The sequence below is a fragment of the Austwickia sp. TVS 96-490-7B genome, from assembly GCF_019331795.1.
In the GTDB taxonomy this organism is placed as follows: domain Bacteria; phylum Actinomycetota; class Actinomycetes; order Actinomycetales; family Dermatophilaceae; genus Austwickia.
In genome coordinates this window covers 652,639-670,525 of record NZ_JAHPZL010000003.1, presented here as the reverse complement: position 1 = coordinate 670,525, position 17,887 = coordinate 652,639, and the positions used below count along the sequence as shown (strand labels likewise).

The window sequence follows — 17,887 nt, the reverse complement described above, 5'->3', positions numbered from 1 at the left end:
GCGATGGCTGGGGTGTTGATCGCCGGGACTACCTCGGACGCCGGCAAATCGTTGGTCGTTACTGGCCTTTGTCGCGCCTGGGCACGCCGTGGCATCGACGTTGTGCCTTTCAAAGCGCAAAACATGTCGAACAACTCGATGGTGTGCGCCGACGGATCCGAGATCGGCCGGGCGCAATACCTGCAAGCGTTGGCCGCCCGCGTCGAACCCACCTCGGCGATGAATCCGGTCCTCCTCAAACCCGGCACCGACCGTCGTTCCTTCGTGGTGCTGCGAGGCCAACCGGCCGGGCGGTTGGAAGCGGGAGAGTACGCCACCGGGCGGCGTCACCTTGCTGAAGCTGCGTGGGCGGCATACGACGAGCTTGCTGCCACCCACGACCTGGTGGTCTGTGAAGGAGCTGGCTCGCCAGCGGAAATTAACCTGCGCGCCGGGGACTACACCAACCTCGGGTTGGCCACCCACTGTGGGCTGCCGGTGGTCCTCGTCGGTGACATCGACCGTGGCGGACTGCTGGCTTCGCTGTACGGCCATTGGGCGATCCTGGATGACGCCGATCGGGCGCTCCTTGCCGGGTATGTCGTCAACAAATTTCGCGGCGACGTCGATGTGCTCCGACCCGGCTTGGAGGAGATCACCCGCCGGACCGGGATGCGTTCGTACGGCGTGCTCCCGTGGCTGGACGGAGTATGGCTCGACGGGGAAGACGCCTTGGATTTAGGGGCGTGGCGAGCCCACCGCACCGATGACGAGGTCGACGCGGACGCGGTGCTGCGGGTCGCTGTCGTCGCGTTCCCACGCACCTCCAATGCCACCGACGTGGACGCGTTGGCGCACGAAGCTGGGGTAGATGTCGTCGTCACCCGGGACCCGGGACGAGTCCGCGATGCCGACCTGGTGGTGCTGCCAGGCTCTCGATCCACCATCGCTGACCTGGACTGGTTACGTCGTACCGGCTTAGCTGACGCGGTGATCAGCCGGGTCGCAGCGGGACGACCAACCCTGGGGATCTGCGGGGGCTACCAGATGCTCGCGGTGCACATCGATGACGAAAACGGTGTGGAGAGCAGCAGCGGCCACCGGGCCGACTCCGGCGGGGTGCCCGGTTTGGGTTTGCTGCCGGTGCATGTCGTCTTCGGCGCGGACAAACACCTCGGACGACCCCGCGGCACCTGGAGGGGGCACCACGTCGTCGGCTACGAAATCCATCACGGTGTCTGTGAACCCCTCGAAGGCACCGAAACCGACGTGGAACCTTTCCTCGACGGATACCACCGAGGACCGGTCTGGGGCACGCTGTGGCACGGCGCGTTAGAAAACGACAGTTTCCGCCGTGCCTGGCTGACCGAGATTGCCCAGAGCGTGGGCAGCACCTGGCAGCCCCACCCAGACACCCCCGGCTTTACCCAGCGCCGCGAGACGATGATCGACGACCTCGCGGACGCCGTCGAAGAACACCTCGACCTAGCTGCGCTCTATGACCTGGCCCAACAAGCCCGCACCCGCTGAGCCGAGGACCTTCGACCCACGAGCTGTCGGTTCAACCATGTGAGGATGGGCACGCCTGCGATGCAGCCCGACAGGTCCGACCAAGGAGGAGACGTGGCCCAGCGCACCCCACCATCGGGTGCCGACGACCCGCAGCATCCTCTGCCGGACACCCCCGCCGTACGGCGACTCGTCGGCGTTGGCGTCGGCCCCGGCAACCCCGACCTGGTGACCCTCGCCGCGGTCCGTGAACTCCGAGACGCCGACGTCATCCTGGTCCCCGCCACCGAAGCCTCGGGCAGCGGACCTGGGCGCGCCGAAACCATCGTCCGCGCCGTATGCCCCGACGCCGCAGCAGCCTTACGACGGGTGCCGTTCAGCATGGCGGACCGCCGGGGCGTCACCGACCGGCGCCGCGAAGCCTGGCAGGTCTCCGCTGCCGCAGCTGTCGAGGCCTACGCCGCCGGAGCTGCCACAGTCGTCTTCGCCACCGTCGGCGACCCCAGCGTCTACTCCACGTTCTCCTACCTCGCCGCGCATGTCACCACGACCCTCCCCGACGTCAACGTCCACGTCATCCCCGGAATCACCGCGATGCAGGCGCTCGCCGCAGCCAGCCGCACCCCACTGGTCGAGGGCACCGAAGTCCTCACCCTCGTGCCCTACACCGCAGGGCACGACACGCTCCGCGCTGCCCTGGACGTCGCTGACACCGTCGTGGTCTACAAAGCGGGCCGCCACCTCCCTGATGTCACCGCCCAGCTCCGTGAGCACGGCCGAGCCGACCACGCTGTGGTGGGCACCGACATTTCCCTCCCCGACCAGCGGATCGTCGCCGTACCCCAGCTCGACGAGGAAACGACGCTGCCCTACTTCTCCACCATCCTGTCCCCACCGGAACGCACCCACGTCGGAGGCCGACTATGACCACCCCGGCCCGTCGCGGCAAAGTCGTCTTCGTCGGCGCTGGTCCAGGAGCCGCCGACCTCATCACCGTCCGTGGCGCAGCCACCATCGCGCACGCCGACATCGTCATCTGGGCGTCCTCCCTGGTCCATCCCGGGATCATTGCAGAGGCCCGCGACGACGCCCTGGTCATCGACTCCGCCACCGCCAGCCTTGAAGACCTCGAACCCCTGCTGATCCGCGCCCGCGACGAAGGCCTCCTCGTCGCCCGCGTCCACACCGGTGACCCCTCCATTTACGGCGCCACCGCCGAACAACGTGACCAGTGCGACGCGCTCGGCCTAGACCACGAGACCATCCCCGGGATCTCCGCCTTCTCCGCGACCGCCGCCGTCACGGACGTCGAGATCACCGTGCCAGAAGTCTCCCAATCGTTCGTCCTCACCCGACTCGAAGGGGGCCGCACCCCCATGCCGCCCCGAGAACGAGTCCGTGAATTCGCGCGCCATGGCACCACCATGGCGCTCTACCTGTCAGCCGCCCGCAACAAAGTCCTCCAAGAGGAACTCCTCGCCGGAGGCTACCCACCTGACACACCGTGCATCGTGGGATACCGGGTGACCTGGGAGGACGAACTAATCCTGCGATGTCCACTGAGTGAGCTGTCGTCGACCATGCGTGAGCACAAACTGTGGAAACACACCATCGTCATGATCGGCCCCGCCCTCGCCGAAGGGCCGATCACTGCGCGCAGCCACCTGTACCATCCGGGATTCCGACACGAATACCGAGCCGCCGACCCCACCGCGCAAACAGAGCTACGCACGCACGGAGCGGTCGGCGTCGCCGCGAAGGAGACCCACACATGATCGACGTCTACGGCTACCTCGGAGAGCCCCACGAGGCCATCCGCCAGGCCTGCGCCGACGCCGACCTAGTCATGGCCGGAGCCCGTGCCCTGGACGCCCTCCAGGTCCCCGAGGAACGCCGACTACTCCTCGGCCGAGTCCTCCCCGCCATCGACCAACTACGCCGCCACCTCGACACCGCCGACGACCCCCAAGTGGTCGTCCTCGCCAGCGGCGACCCCCTCTTCTACGGCGTGGTCCGGCGCCTACGCGCCAGCGGACTGCCCTGCCGGGTTCACCCCGCAGCTTCCTCCGTGGCCACCGCTTTCGCCGCGATCGGGTTGCCCTGGGACGACGCGCAAGTCGTCAGCGCCCACGGCCACGGACTCACCCCAGCATTGGCCGCCTGCCGCGCCCTCCCCAAAGTCGCCATGCTCACCGCACCGGGACACGGCATCGTCCAGGTCGCTGCCGGACTCGCTGACCTCCCCCGCTGGTATGTCCTCGCCGAACGACTCGGTGAAAGCGACGAACGCCTCCGCACCTTCGACCAGACCACCGTCAGCACCCTGACCGACGACGACGTCGCCGAACCCAACGTGCTCATCGTGCTGGACACCCCACCGGACTCCCGCGCCGCCCTCGGCAAACCCACCGCCTACGTCGGCGGCCCCCGCCCCGCCTCCGCTGACTTCGACGACCACCCCGAACAAGCCGGACACCATGTGATGCCCCCGACTGGTGGCTCACACAGCCACGGAGAGATCGCCGCAGACACGGCGAGCCGCCCCGTCCCCTCCACCGTGGAAAACTCCGCCGTCGCCCTAGCCCTCGGACGACACCTGCCCGTCCTCGGCGAACACGTCTGGACCGCCGGGACCTGCCTCACCCAAGTCACCGCGACCTGCGCTCGCACCGGGGCCGCTGTGGTCGACATGTCCGCCCCCATCCCTGCTGGCCTGCCCGACCCCGACCTGGTGATCCTTGACGACCTGGACCGGGTGCCCGCCCTGGCCGGTCACCGGCCCCGCGTGGCAGTGCTCATCTGCACTGAGGCGCAAGCTCAGCAGGCCGCCGACGCCCTCGAAGCCCTCGACCTTGACGGGGACTCCACCGTCGAATATCTCGCCATCACCGGTGAAGACACCCCCGCTGGCGCGTCCTATCTGATCACCTTGCGGACCGTCGGGTCCGATCCGCGATGAACACACCGCGGATCACCCAGGTCGTCGGGCGCAGCCACACCGCCCAGGCGCGCGCCGACCACCTCGACCAGGCACTCGGCGGCACCACTGTGCGGCTCGGAGCAGCTACTCAGGAGCTCCCCGCAGCCTGGGCTGAGAGCGACCTCATCATCAGCCATCTCGCGTTGGGTGCCACCACTCGCATCATCGCCCCGCTGCTTGCTGACAAGAAAACTGACCCCGGGGTGGTCGTCGTCGACGAAGCAGGCCGGTTCGTCGTACCCCTCGTGGGTGGACATGCTGGCGGCGCGAATGACCTGGCGCGGCAGGTCGCCGACATCATCGGGGGCACCGCCGTCCTGACGACAGCGACCGATGCACTAGGGGTGCCTGCCCTGGACACTCTCGGCTGGCCTTACCACGGGGATGTCGCCGCCGTCACCCGAGCCATCCTTGACGGTCGGCCAGTCCGAGTGGTGCGGGAGCATCGTTGCCCGCTCCCACCGCTGCCAGCCAATGTCGCCGAGAGCCCCGCCGATGATCCGGTGGCTCGGCTCGTGGTGACTATCCGAGACGCCGACAGCGTGCTCGGCGACGTCGACGCCGACACCGGTACGACGCTACCCACGGTCGTGCTGCATCCACCTGCGCTGGTCATCGGGTTAGGCTGCAACAGCGGCACCGACGTTGACCACCTCGACCGCCTCATCCACGACACGCTGCGCGACGCCGACCTGGCCGTAGACGCGGTGAGCGCGTTCACCACCATCGACCTCAAAGCCGGAGAGCTTGGCCTGGTCCAACTCAGCGCTCGCCACCGACACCCCTTGGTGCCTTACCCAGCTGAGCAGCTCGCCGACCAGAATGTCCCCACCCCCAGCGCGGTCGTCGCCGGACATGTCGGCAGCCCCAGCGTCTCGGAAGCCTCCGTGCTTGCCCACGGCGCCGACCTTGTCGTCCCCAAACACAAAACCAGCGACGCCACCTGCGCGATCGGTGTGCTCCCTGCCCGGGGACGGCTCACCGTAGTCGGGTTGGGTCCCGGCGCCCGGGACCTGCTCACTCCGCGCGCGGTGCGGGCCATCCAAGACGCTACGTACGTCGTGGGCTATGCGCCGTACGTCCGGCAAATCCGAGACTTGGTGCGTCCAGGCGTGCAGATCTATGCCAGCAAGATGGGCACCGAACAGGAACGCACCGCTGCCGCCATCGCGCGCGCCCGACTCGGTGAAGCCGTAGTCCTGGTGTGCAGCGGCGATCCGGCGGTCTATGCCATGGCCAGTCCAGTCCTGGAGCAGGGCACTGACGGCATCGACGTCGTCATCGTCCCCGGCGTCACCGCCTCCCTGGCGGCTTCCGCGATCCTCGGGGCGCCTCTCGGCCATGACCATGCGTTGATCTCTCTGTCCGATCTGCACACCACGTGGGACGCCATCGAACGGCGCGTCCACGCTGCAGCTCAGGGCGATTTCGTCACCGCCTTGTACAACCCGCGCAGCCGTACCCGGACCTGGCAGTTGCCCCGAGTCCTGGAAATCATGGCTGAGCACCGCCCGGCCACCACCCCGATCGCCGTGGTCACCCAAGCCGAGCGGCCACGACAACGGGTCGTGGTCTCCACGCTGGGCGAGTTCGACCCCAAGATCGTGGACATGCACTCACTGGTCATCATCGGGTCGTCGACGACGACCGTGGTGACCTCTGGTGGCGGTGAGCACAAGCTCGTCACCCCCCGCGACTACAGCTGGATGCCGACGCCGCCCGAGGAGACGGCGACCAAGGAGACACACCCGTGACCACCACCCTGGACCACACGCCCTCCCTGTGCACGCCCACCCCGGCCGGTCTGCCAGTGGTGATCGCCGCTCATGGCACCCGAGATCCTGAAGGGGTCGCCGTCTGTGAGGCGCTTGTGGACAGAGTGCGCGGGCACTTGCCTGGGGTGCAGGTCCGGGTTGGGTACGTCGAGCTCGTCGACCCTCCGATCGCTGACGCCCTCGCGTCGACCTTGCAGGAGCAGATCGAGCAGGCTGACGAACCTCGCGCCGTGGTGCTACCGCTGATGCTCGGCGCCGGATGCCATGCCGAAAAAGACATCCCAGAGGCGATCGCTGAAGGGCTCGCTCGTGTCCCTGGCGCGCACGCTTCCTACGGACGCACCCTAGGCCACGATCCGCGGCTGCTTACCGCGCTCGGGGAACGGTTGCGCGCCGCCGCTGCTGACTGGGACCTTGCTGACACCGCGGTAGTGGTGGTGGGTCGAGGGACCAGCCATCCCCGCGCCAACGCCGACCATGTGGCGCTGGCCCGGTTGCTTTTCGAAGCGAACGGGGTCGCTCATGTGGTCCCGGCGTTCATTCAGGTCGCGCAGCCTGACGTGGCGGCAGCCTTAGACCAGGCGGCAGCGTTGGGACACCGGAAAGTCGTGGTCCTGCCCAACTTCTTGTTTCCAGGGATGTTGCGGACCTGGCTGCGAGAGCAGAGTCAGGCCTGGGCTGATCGCACCGGCTATCACCTGACCGGGCCAGGACAATCACGCGTTCCTGAGGCGACCGAGCACATTGGTCAGGTGCGCCTGGCTGAAGTCATCGGCGATTGTCCGGCCCTGGCCGAGGTCGTCGCCGACCGGTACCGCGAGATCGCTGGCAACGACCTGTGCTGCGCTCAGGGTCGACAGGACCACGCCCCGGCGTACCTGACTGGTCTGCGACTGGCGGGGAAGACCGTCCTGGTCGTTGGCGGCGGACGAGTCGCCGAGCGGCGGGTGCCGCGACTCTTGGACGCCGGGGCAACGGTGCGTCTGGTCTCGCCGACGGTGACGCCGCGGCTAGAGAAGATCAGCCGCACCGGCAGCCCCCATGCCGCCCTGGAATGGCACCGCCGGACCTTTGCGCCCACCGACGTGGATGGTGTCTGGTATGTCCTGGCAGCGACCGACGACCCGCAGGTCAATGAGCAGGTCACCCAGGCTGCTGAGGCCTGCCACACGTTCTGTGTCCGTGCCGACTGCGCCAACGCTGGGTCGGCATGGACCCCCGCCGTCGAACACGCCGGTGGTTTGACCGTCGCTGTCATCGGTGATCGGGACCCACGCGGATCGGCGCAGGTGCGTGATGCGTTGCTGCGCGCTCTGCACGACTGTTCTGAAAATCCTCGTCAGGATGCGAGCTAATCCCCGCAATATCAGCTTTGCTGAGTTGTCCAAGGTGTGCGAAACCTACGTGGGCTTTATTCTCAGCACTGTCGGCTCCATCGCGCTGTTTGTCGTGATGGCAGTCATGACAGCCCTCCTGCCCCGGTAGGAGCCACGGTCCCCTGACACCGTTGCTGCAAAAGTCCTTTAGGCGTGTGTGTAGCGTTTATTGAATTGGGCTTGTTCGCGCAGGGAGGAGTGGGTCATGGCTGGGGATGTCGAGTTGGAGTTGGCCTCGGTCACGGACGCGGCGGGCGCGGTGACGGTGTTGGAGTGTGATCTGGCGGGGTTACCGGTTTCGGTGACTGATGGGGAGAGTCGGTTGACGTGGCGGCGTGATGCTGATGGTGGGGCGTGGGAGTTCGAGCGGGACGTCAACCGACCTGGCCGGTTCCAAGCAGGTGACAGCTGAAGTTGCGCAGCATGGTGGACGTCGCGAACGTCCGCGCCAGGTGCGTGGCTGCGTCGTAATCGCTCTCGGTCAGATCCGACGCGGTTTCGAGCCCGAGAGCAGCAGGCCCTTCGAGACCGACGACCGTGACTGCTCGCAGGCCAGCCGAGGTCATCTCCTCCTCAAGCTCCTCGGGAGTATGGAAGTGACCGGCGGGGAAGCGAACGGTCTTCGGCGGCACACCCTCGCGCAGAAGGCTGATCCATTCCCCGGCTGCCTGCTCGAGCACGTCGCGGTTGAGCGCCGCGACGGCGAAGGCCAGGAACCGAGGAATGGCGGCAGCGTGGACGAACCCGCCCGTGCGGCACACCCGGACGGCCTCGCGCAGCGCCTGGAGGCGATCGTTACGCCCGGCGAGGTGATACAGCGGGCCGGCTATGAGGACAGCGTCGAACGAATCGGCCTCGAACGGCAGATCACGGGCGTCACCGACCAGAGCGTCGAAAGTGCCGATCTCTTGCGCGACCTGGACCTGGCTCTCGACGGGCTCGACGAGAACAACGTCGTACCCGACCGCTGCCAAGGAGGCAGAATGGACCCCGGTCGCGCCCCCTACATCGAGGACACGGGCGGGCGCTGGAGTGCTGGCGCGCACGATCTCCTGCGTGCGCTCGAACTCGAGCCGGCCCTGCATGGACCGCGTCGTCAAGCGCGCACCCTCATCGAAGGCGTCGCGGTAGTACGACTGGATCGCAGCATCGATGGCGTCCTGGCTCACCCGCTCATTGTGCATGAGTAATGTCAACTTGAACTGGCCTCACCGGGACGGCTTGAAGTGACCCCAGTGGTTCGGCGGGTGTGGGCGAGTCGGTAGCTGGTGGTGCCGGTCTCGATGATGGTTCCGTCGAAGGGTGAGGCGGTTGACGATCGCGGCGCACAGGCGGGGGTCGGCGAAGGTCTTGCTCCAGCCGCTGAAGGGTTCGTTGGACGCCACGGCGATGGCTGCGCTTTCCCCGCGCTCGGGCAGAACTTGGAAGAGCAGTACGGCGCCGCGTCGGTCCAGGCTGAGGTAGCCCAGTTCGTCGAGGCAGATCAGGTTAACGTGAAGCCCCCCGGCGTGTTCGGAGGCTTGGTTTGTGGTTTCAGCCGGTGGGTTGAAGCCGATGGTAGTGCAGGTGCTCGGCTTGGATTGGGGTGAGGTCGTCGAGGGCCTCGTGGGGGCGGAGACGGTTGTTGAAGTCGACCCAGCGCGGTGTCGCGATCTCGACGTCGGTGGCGTCTTTCCAGGGGCCTTCGGGACGGATCAACTTGGCCTTGTAGAGCCCGATGGTGGACTCGGCCAGGGCGTTGTCGTCGGGGTCGTGGTTTGACCCGACCGACGGGTCAATCCCGGCCTGCGCCAGGCGATCTGTCATCGCGAAGCTGACGTACTGACTGCCCGCGTCGGTGTGATGGACCAGCCTCTAGTCAAAGGCCTGCCCGGTCATGCCTCGGGTGAACAGGGCATGCTCGAACGCATTCAACACCAGCGGTGTCGTCATGCGCGGGGCAGCGCGCCAGCCCACGATCCTTCGGGAAAACACGTCGATCACCCCTGTCAACCGGACGCGGGGACCCATCAGACGGCATCACCGTGAACTTGCGACGCCGCGTCGCGCCTTGCCAACCCTGGGCCCGGTAGACCCGCCCGATCATGCAGCCATGCTCGCTGAGCGTGCAACAGATCGACTCGACCCCGAAACGATCCCGGTAAACGTCGATGAACCCACCTAGAACCGGTGTGGGCGCTCGAGCTGCGCCGCGAAGAAAACCGAGGCCACCTTCAAGATCTCGTTCGCCCTACGCAACTCGGCGTCCTCCTTCTACAGCCGCGTCAGCTCCGCCGACCCCGACGTGGTCATCCCAAGCCTGCCGCCCTGATCGAACTCAGCCTGGCAGACCCACTGGCGTAACTGCTCGGACGATCCCATCCCCAACACGGACGCGACTGACTTGATCGCTGCCGTCCGATACGGGTAGTCCTTCTCCGACTCCAACACCATCCAGACAGCCCGCTCACGCAACTCAGGGAAATACTTCGATCAATGTGGCAAGAGGATGATCCTTCCAACGAATTCACTCTCCGAACACGCCAGGGGCTTCACTTTATTTAGGCGTGTCTGAGGGCGTGTGTGTAGCGTTTATTGAATTGGGCTTGTTCGCGCAGGGAGGAGTGGGTCATGGCTGGGGATGTCGAGTTGGAGTTGGGTGCGCAGCGGTTGGCTGCGAGTGTGGTGCGTGGGGGCATATCGGATGTGAAAGCAGTGCTTGTTGGCGTGGCGGATGCCGTGGGTGAGCAGTCGGCAGGGTTTCGGGGTGTTGCGGCTGATGCTTTGGGTGTGGAGGTTTCGGCGTGGTTGACGGCGGCAGAGGATGTGGTGCCGGCTTTGGTGGCGTATGCGCAGGCGTTGGAGATGGTTGATGTGACTACCGCGGCGACTGAGGCTGACAACATTTCGGGGTTGAGGGCTTCTGCGGGTGGCTTCCCTTCTGGCTTGAGGATGGACTGATGGTGCCCGCGGTTGATGGTGGGAGTGCGGGGGTCACTCTGGTGGTCCGTGAGGCGGCGTTACGGGCGATGATTAGTGAGTTGGAGTCGGCGCAGCGTGACCTGACGACACGTGTGGATGGCATTCGTGACCAGGTGCGGGGGCGGGTGACGAAGTGGGGCGCTGGCACGGCGTCGCGTTCGGCGCATGATGATTTCGATCGGCGTTTCGCCGCGTCGGTGCAGGAGATGTCTGCTGCGCTTGGGCGGCTGAGGGCCGCTTTGGAGGATGTGTTGAAGTTGGCGCATCAGAGTGAGGTTGACGCCACGGTGATCATGAGCTGACGTGGTGCATATTCAGGGTTGTGGTGTGGGCTTTAGGGGAGAGGAGCAGGCGGGATGCCGTCGTATGACTTTGAGGTGGATCTGCCTGCGCTGACGAAGGCCGCGGAGTCGGTTGGGGTGGCGGTTGAGACGAGCACGAAAACGTTCGTGGCTGACTTCATGCCGACCGAGGCGGCGCTGGGTCATGCGGTGGTGTGGGGCGCGGTGTGTGAGTTCATGGATCGTTGGCAGCTGGGCACGGAGGCGATGACTGCTGACGTGGAGGAGATTTCGTCACGGTTAACGAAGGTGGCGGGTAAGTATGTGCAGTTTGAGGAGCAGGGGTCGGCGCGGTTGAAAGGCTCTGTTGGTCAGTTGCCGTCCGTGCCGCGGCCGGGGGTGTGAGGGGCGACATGGCTGATTTCGAGATCTTGGGGAGCCCGTCGGACATCCGGACGCGGGTGGCGATGATGCGCAGCCAGGCCACGGTGTACGAGTCGGTGGCTACGAACCTGTCGCGGGTGGCCGCGGAGGGGTGGAAGGGGCGGGCGGCTGACCGGTTCCGGGAGCGTTTCTCGTTCGAGCCGCGCAAGTGGCTGGACGCGGCGGCGGGTTTTCGTGTGGCGGCGGATGCGTTGGAGGTGTTTGCGGGGGCGTTGGAGTCGGCGCAGTCGAGCGCGGCGGCGTGTGCTCGTGAATATGCGCGGGGCGAGGAGGTAACGAGGTCCGCGCGGGCAGGGTACGAGGCGGAGGTGAAGGCCGGGCAGCGGAAGAAGGCCTCGTGGGAGGCGGCGCACGGGCCGGGGACGTTCACGCTGACGGTCGAGCCGTTCGTGGATCCGGGCGAGGCGGTGCGTGCCGGGGCGAAGTCGGTGTTCGCTTCGGTGTGTGCGCAGCTGAATGCGGCCGCGGAGACCGCGGCCGCGGGGGTGCGCGCTGGGTGCGCGGCGGCGCCGCGGGAGCGGAACTGGTTGGAGAAAGCGGGTGCGTTCGCGGGTTCGGTGGTGTCGGGAGCCGGGGAAGCGGTGATGGAGCTGGCCGCGATGGCGGATCAGGCTAACCCGCTGTCCTGGGTCCGCGATGACCTTATGTCGCTTGCCTCGGGTCGTTTCACCGCGGAGGAGTTGCTGGCGAGTAAGCGCATGCAGGCCGAGGACATGATGGCCTTGGCGAAGGCTGTCAGGGATAACCCGGGTGAGTTCGTCAAGCAAGCCGGTGCGGCAATGATCGATCTGGACACGTGGCGCCACGATCCCGGCCGGGCTTTGGGCCGGTTGCTTCCTGACGCGGCGTTGACGTTGGCGACTGCGGGTGGTGGTGCGGCGGCTCGTGGGACGCGGGGTGCGTCGCGGGCGGCGAAGGGCGTGGAGGCGGCCGGTGCGGCTGTGGAGCGTTCGTCGGTGCTGTCGAGGTTGAGTCGGCGGGTGACTGATGTCTCCTCATGTGCTGACCCGATCGATGTGGCTACGGGCGAGGTATTCGTTTCGATGGTCGACGTGGAACTGCCGGGCGTGCTGCCGGTGGTGATCGGCCGGACGTATTCTTCGGCGTATGGGCGGGGCCGGTTCTTCGGCACGACGTGGGCGTCGAGCTTGGATGAGCACGTAGAAGTCGATGCGGCCTGTGGCGCGGCGGTGTTTTATCGGGCGGATAAGGCGTCGTTGGTTTATCAGATGGGGGGTCTCGGGGAGGCGGTGTCGCCGCTGGTGGGGGATGCTTGGCCGTTGACGTGGTTGACGCCGCAGCAGGCTGAGGGTTTTGGTGTGGCGGGTGCGGTGTGTGCGGTGTTCGACCCGGGTGCGGGGGTGTATCGGGTTTTTGAGGCTGATCCTGATGCGCCGTTGGTGCTCGGGCGTGTCTCGGGTGGTGTTCCGGCGTGGGTAGATGTGGACCTGGATGCGGGGTTGTCGTCGTACCGGTTAGCGGCGATCGTTGACGGGTTAGGCAACCGCATCGAGGTGTCTTACGACGAGGCGGGGGTGCCGTCAGTGTGGCGGCATTCGGGTGGTTATGTCGTGGAGTTCGCTGCGGATCCCTCGGGGACGCGGGTCGGACAGATCGCGGTGGGTCGTGATGGTGGGCGGCCGGTGGTGGTGTCCCGGTTCACGTACGACAGTGCCGGGTTAGTGGCGTCCGAAGCGGCAGGTGAGGTGCCAGCTGACGGTGCTTCTCAAGCGGTGACTCGGTGCGGTTATGACGCGGTGGGGCGGATGACGTGGTGGGTCGACTCCAACGGTGAGCGGTATGACTACACCTATGACGAGGCCGGTCGGTGCGTGGCCGGTGTGGGCAGCGGCGGCACGCTGAACAGCTTGTTGGAGTACGACGCTGATGAGCTGGTGACGCGGGTGCAGGATGCCACGGGTGCGTGGTGGCGGCATGAGCACGACGGTGCGGGCCATGTGGTGGCGGTGACGGACCCGTTGGGTGCGGTGACGCGCACGACTTGGGATGAGCGGGGTCGGCGGGTCGCGGTGGTGGACGCGGCCGGTGGGGTCTCGTCGTGGACGTATGACGACGCGGGCAATGTCAGCGCGGTGAGCGGTCCGGGTGGGCGCACGGTGCGGGTGGAGTATCTGCCGGGGCGGGGGTTGCCGACGCGGGTCGTCGGCGCTGATGGCGCGGTCAGTGGCTATGAGTACGACGGGCGTGGCCTGTTGGCCTCGGTCACGGACGCGGCGGGCGCGGTGACCCGGTTGGGGTATGACGTGCGTGGGGCGTTGACATCGGTGACCGACGCGGCGGGCGCGGTGACGGTGTTGGAGTGTGATCTGGCGGGGTTACCGGTGTCGGTGACTGATGGGGCGGGGCGAGTGTCGTGGGCGCGCCGGGATGTCTTTGGGCGGGTGGTGGCTGCCGGGGACGCGGCCGGGGAGTCGGCGTGGGCGTATGACGTGGCGGGTCGGTTGACGTGGCGGCGTGATGCTGATGGTGGGGTGTGGCGGTATGTCTGGGATGGGGAGGGCAACCTTGTCGAGGAGGTCGATCCGGTTGGTGGCCTGACGCGACATGAGTACGGCCGGTTTGATGCACGGACGGCGTCGACGGGCCCGGATGGGGCGCGCACGGAGTTCGTTTATGACGGCGAGCGGCGCCTGACGTCGGTGCTGGATCCGGCAGGTGGGGCGTGGGAGTTCGAGCGGGACGTCGCCGGTCGGGTGATGGCCACTGTGGATGTCAATGGTGCGCGCACGGTGGTGGAGCGCGACGCCGTCGGGCGGGTCGTTGCACGGGTCAACGCGGCTGGTCAGCGGGTCAGGTTCCGGTATGACGAGCATGGTGATCTGGTCGAGTCGGTCACCGATGCCCCCGAGGGCATGGATCCGGTGGTGCGGTGTTTCTCCTATGACGGGGCGGGCCGGTTGGTCGCGGCTGATGGGGGCGGGGCGCCGGTGGGGTTCGCGCGGGATGTGCTTGGGCGGGTCGTGGCAGAGGGCCCGGCTGGCCAGCTTGTCACGTCAGAGTTTGATGTGGTGGGTCGGTTGGTGGGCCGGGTGGCGCCGTCGGGTCGTCGTACGGGGTGGGCGTATGACGCGGGGGGCGTGTTGGCGGGGTTATCGGCGGGTGTGCGTCAGGTCCGGTTCGGGGTTGATGGTGCGGGCCGGGAAGTGTCTCGGGTGATCGATGCCGGAGTGGAGTTGACGTCGTCGTGGTCACCGGCTGGTCTGCTCCAAGCCCACGGCCTCACGGGCGGGGCTCCCGGTAGCGCTGGTGGGTTTGTGGGGGTGGGTCGGTCGTACCGGTACGACCGGGCTGGGCATCTGACGGGGTTGACCGATGCTGCTGGTGGGATCTCGGAGTTTGAGTTAGATCCCGCGGGGCGGGTGTTGGCCGTCACCACCGATGGTGTGGTGTCGGAGCGGTATGCCTACGACCCGACCGGGGCCCTGTCCAGCACGTATGTCATTAGTGATGAGAAACAGGGTGTGTCGGGTGGGGGGTTTGCCAAGTCGGGGTCGCTGACGAAGTGCGCACCAGTTGGGTGGTTGGGCAGGGTCGCAACTTCGTCGCGACGATGATGTCGCTGGCTGGTCGGGGGGTCTCGCCCGACGGTGCGGGGCGGGTGACGTCGCGGTGGCGGCACGGCCTGTCTGGGGGTCGAATCGAGTGGTCGTATGCCTGGGATGGGGAAGATCGACTGGTCCGCACGACAGGTCCGGGGGATCGGGTGTGGACGTATACCTATGACGGGCTCGGGCGGCGGGTGGGACGGACCCGGGCCGTGGCTGGGGTCGTGGATGAGTCGCGGTCGTATGTGTGGTCGGGGAACCTGTTGATCGAGCAAGTCACCCGCGTCTACGAACGCGAGCCCGTCCTGGCTGGCGTCAGCGCTGCTGGTGTTGGTGGCGGGGGCACCGACGGGTGTGTGGCTGTGGTGACGTGGGATCACGACCCGCGCACCGGCGTACCGCTCGTTCAGCGTGGCACCCCCCACGGTGGTGGTGCCGGTGGACCTGGTGTCGGCCCTGGTCCTGTCGGTGGCTCAGCGGGGTGGTCCCAAGATCGGGTGGATGACGAGTTTTTTGCGATCGTTGCTGATTTGGCGGGTGCCCCGACTGAGCTTTTGACTCCGGATGGTGACATTGCGTGGCGGCGGGAGGCGAGCGTTTGGGGTGTTCCGGGTCGGTCTGGGCCGCAAGGGTGTCCGTTGGGTTCGTTGGGGCAGGTGTATGACGAGGACACCGGTTGGGTGTATAACCTGCACCGGTATTACGACCCTGTCTTGGGTGGGTTGACCGCACCGGATCCGATCGGTATTGAGGGCGGGGTCAATCCTCATGCGGGCGTCCCTAATCCACTGACGTGGACCGACCCTCTCGGGCTCGCGGGCTGTGAGGCTGTTGGCAAAGCAGCTGAAGCACTCGCCGGACGACCCGCCGCAAAGACAGGGACGGTTTGGGATGATGTTGTCGGGACAGCCGGCGCTATCCCTGGGACGGGGGGTCTGCCGAAGTCCTTTGAGCTGACCGCTGGCAACTCTCGCGTGTGGGTGCACGGCAATGTGACCGACCACTTGGCTGACGCGGCGAGAAGTGCCGCGAGGAGTGGGCAGAGCCTGGAAATGGTCGGACTGGGAACGCAGCAGCGCTTGCGGAGTCTGCAGGCCGCTGTTGGGGGCGCCACTCGTGGCGGGGTTCCGCTAAACCAGAGAATGACAGTTGGCGGTTGGGAGTTGGAGTTCAGACAGCGCGCAGGAGACGCGCTCCCTGCCTTGATTCACGGCCGATGGGTCGGCTGACATGGCGATCAGGCTCTTGGCATCGGCACCCAGTCCGGCGGCGAAGGTGGCGGTCGATCCCTGGATTCCACTGTCCGTGGTCTGGGATGTCGAGCCCGATGTCAGTCCGCTCTATCTCTTCGTTCGGGACCCTGACCAGGGGTATGTGGAGCTCAAGGTTCATCCAGAGTCGGGAGCCTTGGTTGGCGCGGTGATCATTGACTTGCCTCGTCCAGACGAGCATTTGCGACGGTTGCGAGGTGCATCGACGCCACAGAGGTCCGAGACTGCAGTCCTCGACTTGGAGATCTGGCCATGGAAAGAGACCCCGGACTATCGGGAACCGGCCCGCCGCGACATTGACGTGGAGTGTCCCTTATCGCTGACGGCAGCATCGGACCAGATGACGATCTGGTTCTCCAGTTTGCCAGTCGCTCAGGTTCTGAAGGCTGGCCCCGTTGAGGTTGGTGTGTCGATGGAGGGCGAGCTCGTCGCAGTCATGGCGTCCGGGCTGGCTGTCGTGGCGGAGTAGGGGGCCGAGCGTTGATCCAGGATGTCATGTTGGCGCGTTCGTCGTCGGTGAGTTGGTCGAGGTCGGCATGGCGTGCGTCGAGGTGGCTACTGGGGGCCGTGAGGGGTCGGCGTTCGGCTCTCTCGTAGAGCAGGTGGTCGACGGTGACGTCGAGGCTGGGGGTGACGCGCCCGTTTTCGTAGCGGGAGACTTGGCGGGCGTCTGAGCCGATCTTCTCGGCGAGGTCGGCTTGGGACCAGCCGCGTTCGGTGCGCAGGGTCTTGAGGCGGTCGCCGTGGAAGGGGCTGGGCATGTCGTGGCCTCCGGAGGCGGTCGAGACGTTCCGGTTGGGGTGTTCCGGGCCGGTCTGGACCGCAAGGGTGTCCACTGGGCTCGTTGGGGCAGGTGTATGACGAGGACACCGGTTGGGTGTATGACCTGCACCGGTATGACGACCCTGTCTTGGGTGGGTTCACCACACCGGATCCGATTGGTCTGGATGGTGGGGTCAATCCCCATGCGGGTGTCCCTAATCCACTGACCTGGACAGGCCCCCTCGGGCTCGCGGGCTGTGAGACTGTTGTCAAAGCAGCTGAAGCACTCGCCGGACGAACCGCCGCAAAGACAGGCGCCGAGGTCATTGGACCGGCACGGAATACTGATCTGTCCTGGATTCGTTTCGTGGGCTAGGTGCAGGCAAGCAAAAGACCGTGCGCACGGTGGGGTCTGTCGACGAGATGCGAACCACCTTTGAAGCGTGGACTGTCGGGGCCGAGCGGTTGCCTGCTCGGGGCAGCGCCATCCCAGATGTGTACCGACTGCCTGACGGAGGCGTTGTTCAATGGCGAACCAGCTCGGATTCTGGTGGCCTGACGATCGACATTATTCCTCCGAGTGGGGCGCGGAGGAAGGTTCCCCTCCCGAAGGGGGTGCCATGGTGACTGAAAGTGAGGTGGTAGCCGATCTGCTGGAGTGTGGGCTGGATGACTGGGTTGCCTTGCACGATGTTGTTTGGTATGGCACTCAGGGTGAGGTGAATCCGCAATCCAAAGTGATCGTGGTGGAGGTCTTGAGGTGTCTATTCGCTGAAAGATTGATGGTGCCGGGAGATCTCCTTGAGGAGGGGTTCGTGGATTGGCCTGAACATGTTGATTGGCTGGGTCGGGCTGAGTCGGAGCTTGAGCGGTTTGGTTGGGCGCCGATGGGTGATGGTTTCTGGTTGCGGCTGACGGACCGAGGCAGAAGTCAAGCTGAGGGTCTCTCATGATGCCCTGGTCGGCTCTGGTGACGTGGGATC

At 66.3% G+C, this 17,887-nt stretch carries 18 protein-coding genes and 2 pseudogenes; 16 read left to right on the top strand and 4 right to left on the bottom strand.

Features of this window, described 5'->3' with window-relative positions:
- Nucleotides 1-3: 3 nt before the first annotated feature.
- The 8 genes from KEM60_RS05625 to KEM60_RS05590 all read left to right on the top strand — a co-directional run bounded on the left by KEM60_RS05625 (nt 4) and on the right by KEM60_RS05590 (nt 8,031).
- Complete coding sequence (locus KEM60_RS05625) at nt 4-1,509, top strand: cobyric acid synthase (protein WP_219106489.1); 1,506 nt, start codon at nt 4-6, stop codon at nt 1,507-1,509.
- 93 nt (nt 1,510-1,602) lie between these two features.
- Entirely contained in the window at nt 1,603-2,415 is an 813-nt protein-coding gene (gene cobI / locus KEM60_RS05620; protein WP_255574292.1) for a precorrin-2 C(20)-methyltransferase, read from the top strand.
- Complete coding sequence (gene cobM, locus KEM60_RS05615; RefSeq protein ID WP_219106488.1) at nt 2,412-3,263, top strand: precorrin-4 C(11)-methyltransferase; 852 nt, start codon at nt 2,412-2,414, stop codon at nt 3,261-3,263. The genes cobI and cobM overlap by 4 nt, the downstream gene beginning before the upstream one ends.
- Nucleotides 3,260-4,447: a precorrin-6y C5,15-methyltransferase (decarboxylating) subunit CbiE gene (gene cbiE / locus KEM60_RS05610; protein WP_219106487.1), complete on the top strand. Its 1,188-nt coding sequence runs from the start codon at nt 3,260-3,262 to the stop codon at nt 4,445-4,447. Before cobM ends, cbiE begins: the two co-directional genes overlap by 4 nt.
- A complete protein-coding gene (cobJ, locus tag KEM60_RS05605; protein ID WP_219106486.1) occupies nt 4,444-6,222 on the top strand; it encodes a precorrin-3B C(17)-methyltransferase in 1,779 nt (592 codons plus the stop codon). Before cbiE ends, cobJ begins: the two co-directional genes overlap by 4 nt.
- The gene (locus KEM60_RS05600) at nt 6,219-7,598 is read left to right on the top strand and encodes a CbiX/SirB N-terminal domain-containing protein (protein WP_219106485.1); all 1,380 of its coding nucleotides are present in this window, start codon (nt 6,219-6,221) and stop codon (nt 7,596-7,598) included. Before cobJ ends, KEM60_RS05600 begins: the two co-directional genes overlap by 4 nt.
- Nucleotides 7,588-7,728 carry a hypothetical protein gene (locus KEM60_RS05595; RefSeq protein WP_219106484.1) on the top strand — a complete coding sequence of 47 codons (141 nt, stop codon included), beginning with the start codon at nt 7,588-7,590 and terminating at the stop codon, nt 7,726-7,728. The genes KEM60_RS05600 and KEM60_RS05595 overlap by 11 nt, the downstream gene beginning before the upstream one ends.
- Before the next feature lie 96 nt (nt 7,729-7,824).
- On the top strand, nt 7,825-8,031 hold the full coding sequence (locus KEM60_RS05590) for a hypothetical protein (protein ID WP_219106483.1): 207 nt from the start codon (nt 7,825-7,827) through the stop codon (nt 8,029-8,031).
- Here KEM60_RS05590 and KEM60_RS05585 read toward each other — a convergent pair.
- From KEM60_RS05585 to KEM60_RS16855, 3 genes and pseudogenes are all read right to left on the bottom strand, one after another.
- The gene (locus KEM60_RS05585; RefSeq protein ID WP_219106482.1) at nt 7,994-8,788 is read right to left on the bottom strand and encodes a bifunctional 2-polyprenyl-6-hydroxyphenol methylase/3-demethylubiquinol 3-O-methyltransferase UbiG; all 795 of its coding nucleotides are present in this window, start codon (nt 8,786-8,788) and stop codon (nt 7,994-7,996) included. The genes KEM60_RS05590 and KEM60_RS05585 overlap by 38 nt on opposite strands.
- A 23-nt stretch (nt 8,789-8,811) precedes the next feature.
- A pseudogene (locus KEM60_RS05580) lies at nt 8,812-9,112 on the bottom strand (ATP-binding protein); the annotation flags it as partial.
- Between the two features lie 40 nt (nt 9,113-9,152).
- Nucleotides 9,153-10,052, bottom strand: a pseudogene (locus KEM60_RS16855) (DDE-type integrase/transposase/recombinase).
- Nucleotides 10,053-10,229: 177 nt separating this feature from the next.
- Between KEM60_RS16855 and KEM60_RS05565 the strand changes: the two are divergent.
- The 6 genes from KEM60_RS05565 to KEM60_RS05540 are packed head-to-tail and all read left to right on the top strand — an operon-like array spanning nt 10,230 to nt 16,611.
- Nucleotides 10,230-10,559 (top strand): hypothetical protein, encoded by a 330-nt coding sequence (locus tag KEM60_RS05565; RefSeq protein ID WP_219106479.1) that lies wholly within the window; start codon nt 10,230-10,232, stop codon nt 10,557-10,559.
- The gene (locus KEM60_RS05560; protein WP_219106478.1) at nt 10,559-10,882 is read left to right on the top strand and encodes a hypothetical protein; all 324 of its coding nucleotides are present in this window, start codon (nt 10,559-10,561) and stop codon (nt 10,880-10,882) included. The genes KEM60_RS05565 and KEM60_RS05560 overlap by 1 nt, the downstream gene beginning before the upstream one ends.
- A gap of 54 nt (nt 10,883-10,936) precedes the next feature.
- A complete protein-coding gene (locus tag KEM60_RS05555; protein ID WP_219106477.1) occupies nt 10,937-11,266 on the top strand; it encodes a hypothetical protein in 330 nt (109 codons plus the stop codon).
- 8 nt (nt 11,267-11,274) lie between these two features.
- The gene (locus KEM60_RS16850) at nt 11,275-14,880 is read left to right on the top strand and encodes a putative T7SS-secreted protein (protein ID WP_219106476.1); all 3,606 of its coding nucleotides are present in this window, start codon (nt 11,275-11,277) and stop codon (nt 14,878-14,880) included.
- Nucleotides 14,877-16,100 (top strand): RHS repeat-associated core domain-containing protein, encoded by a 1,224-nt coding sequence (locus tag KEM60_RS05545; RefSeq protein WP_370626292.1) that lies wholly within the window; start codon nt 14,877-14,879, stop codon nt 16,098-16,100. Before KEM60_RS16850 ends, KEM60_RS05545 begins: the two co-directional genes overlap by 4 nt.
- A 1-nt stretch (nt 16,101) precedes the next feature.
- Nucleotides 16,102-16,611: a hypothetical protein gene (locus KEM60_RS05540; RefSeq protein ID WP_219106474.1), complete on the top strand. Its 510-nt coding sequence runs from the start codon at nt 16,102-16,104 to the stop codon at nt 16,609-16,611.
- Here the strand turns inward: KEM60_RS05540 and KEM60_RS05535 are convergent.
- Nucleotides 16,577-16,978: a helix-turn-helix domain-containing protein gene (locus KEM60_RS05535; RefSeq protein ID WP_219106473.1), complete on the bottom strand. Its 402-nt coding sequence runs from the start codon at nt 16,976-16,978 to the stop codon at nt 16,577-16,579. The two genes, KEM60_RS05540 and KEM60_RS05535, sit on opposite strands and share 35 nt — an antisense overlap.
- Before the next feature lie 17 nt (nt 16,979-16,995).
- Between KEM60_RS05535 and KEM60_RS05530 the strand changes: the two genes are divergently transcribed.
- Together KEM60_RS05530 and KEM60_RS05525 are read left to right on the top strand one after the other, a co-directional pair.
- Nucleotides 16,996-17,280, top strand: coding sequence for an RHS repeat-associated core domain-containing protein (locus KEM60_RS05530; RefSeq protein WP_255574311.1), 285 nt, complete (start codon nt 16,996-16,998; stop codon nt 17,278-17,280).
- A 244-nt stretch (nt 17,281-17,524) separates the two neighbouring features.
- The gene (locus KEM60_RS05525) at nt 17,525-17,857 is read left to right on the top strand and encodes a hypothetical protein (protein ID WP_219106471.1); all 333 of its coding nucleotides are present in this window, start codon (nt 17,525-17,527) and stop codon (nt 17,855-17,857) included.
- Nucleotides 17,858-17,887: the final 30 nt, after the last annotated feature.

Coding starts and splice junctions, on each gene's coding strand:
- cobJ (WP_219106486.1), top strand. CDS start 4,444: ATGAACACACCGCGGATCACCCAGGTCGTCGGGCGCAGCCACACCGCC.
- KEM60_RS05560 (WP_219106478.1), top strand. CDS start 10,559: ATGGTGCCCGCGGTTGATGGTGGGAGTGCGGGGGTCACTCTGGTGGTC.
- KEM60_RS05565 (WP_219106479.1), top strand. CDS start 10,230: ATGGCTGGGGATGTCGAGTTGGAGTTGGGTGCGCAGCGGTTGGCTGCG.
- KEM60_RS16850 (WP_219106476.1), top strand. CDS start 11,275: ATGGCTGATTTCGAGATCTTGGGGAGCCCGTCGGACATCCGGACGCGG.
- KEM60_RS05545 (WP_370626292.1), top strand. CDS start 14,877: ATGATGTCGCTGGCTGGTCGGGGGGTCTCGCCCGACGGTGCGGGGCGG.
- KEM60_RS05590 (WP_219106483.1), top strand. CDS start 7,825: ATGGCTGGGGATGTCGAGTTGGAGTTGGCCTCGGTCACGGACGCGGCG.
- KEM60_RS05555 (WP_219106477.1), top strand. CDS start 10,937: ATGCCGTCGTATGACTTTGAGGTGGATCTGCCTGCGCTGACGAAGGCC.
- cbiE (WP_219106487.1), top strand. CDS start 3,260: ATGATCGACGTCTACGGCTACCTCGGAGAGCCCCACGAGGCCATCCGC.
- KEM60_RS05595 (WP_219106484.1), top strand. CDS start 7,588: ATGCGAGCTAATCCCCGCAATATCAGCTTTGCTGAGTTGTCCAAGGTG.
- KEM60_RS05525 (WP_219106471.1), top strand. CDS start 17,525: ATGGTGACTGAAAGTGAGGTGGTAGCCGATCTGCTGGAGTGTGGGCTG.
- cobM (WP_219106488.1), top strand. CDS start 2,412: ATGACCACCCCGGCCCGTCGCGGCAAAGTCGTCTTCGTCGGCGCTGGT.
- KEM60_RS05540 (WP_219106474.1), top strand. CDS start 16,102: ATGGCGATCAGGCTCTTGGCATCGGCACCCAGTCCGGCGGCGAAGGTG.
- KEM60_RS05625 (WP_219106489.1), top strand. CDS start 4: ATGGCTGGGGTGTTGATCGCCGGGACTACCTCGGACGCCGGCAAATCG.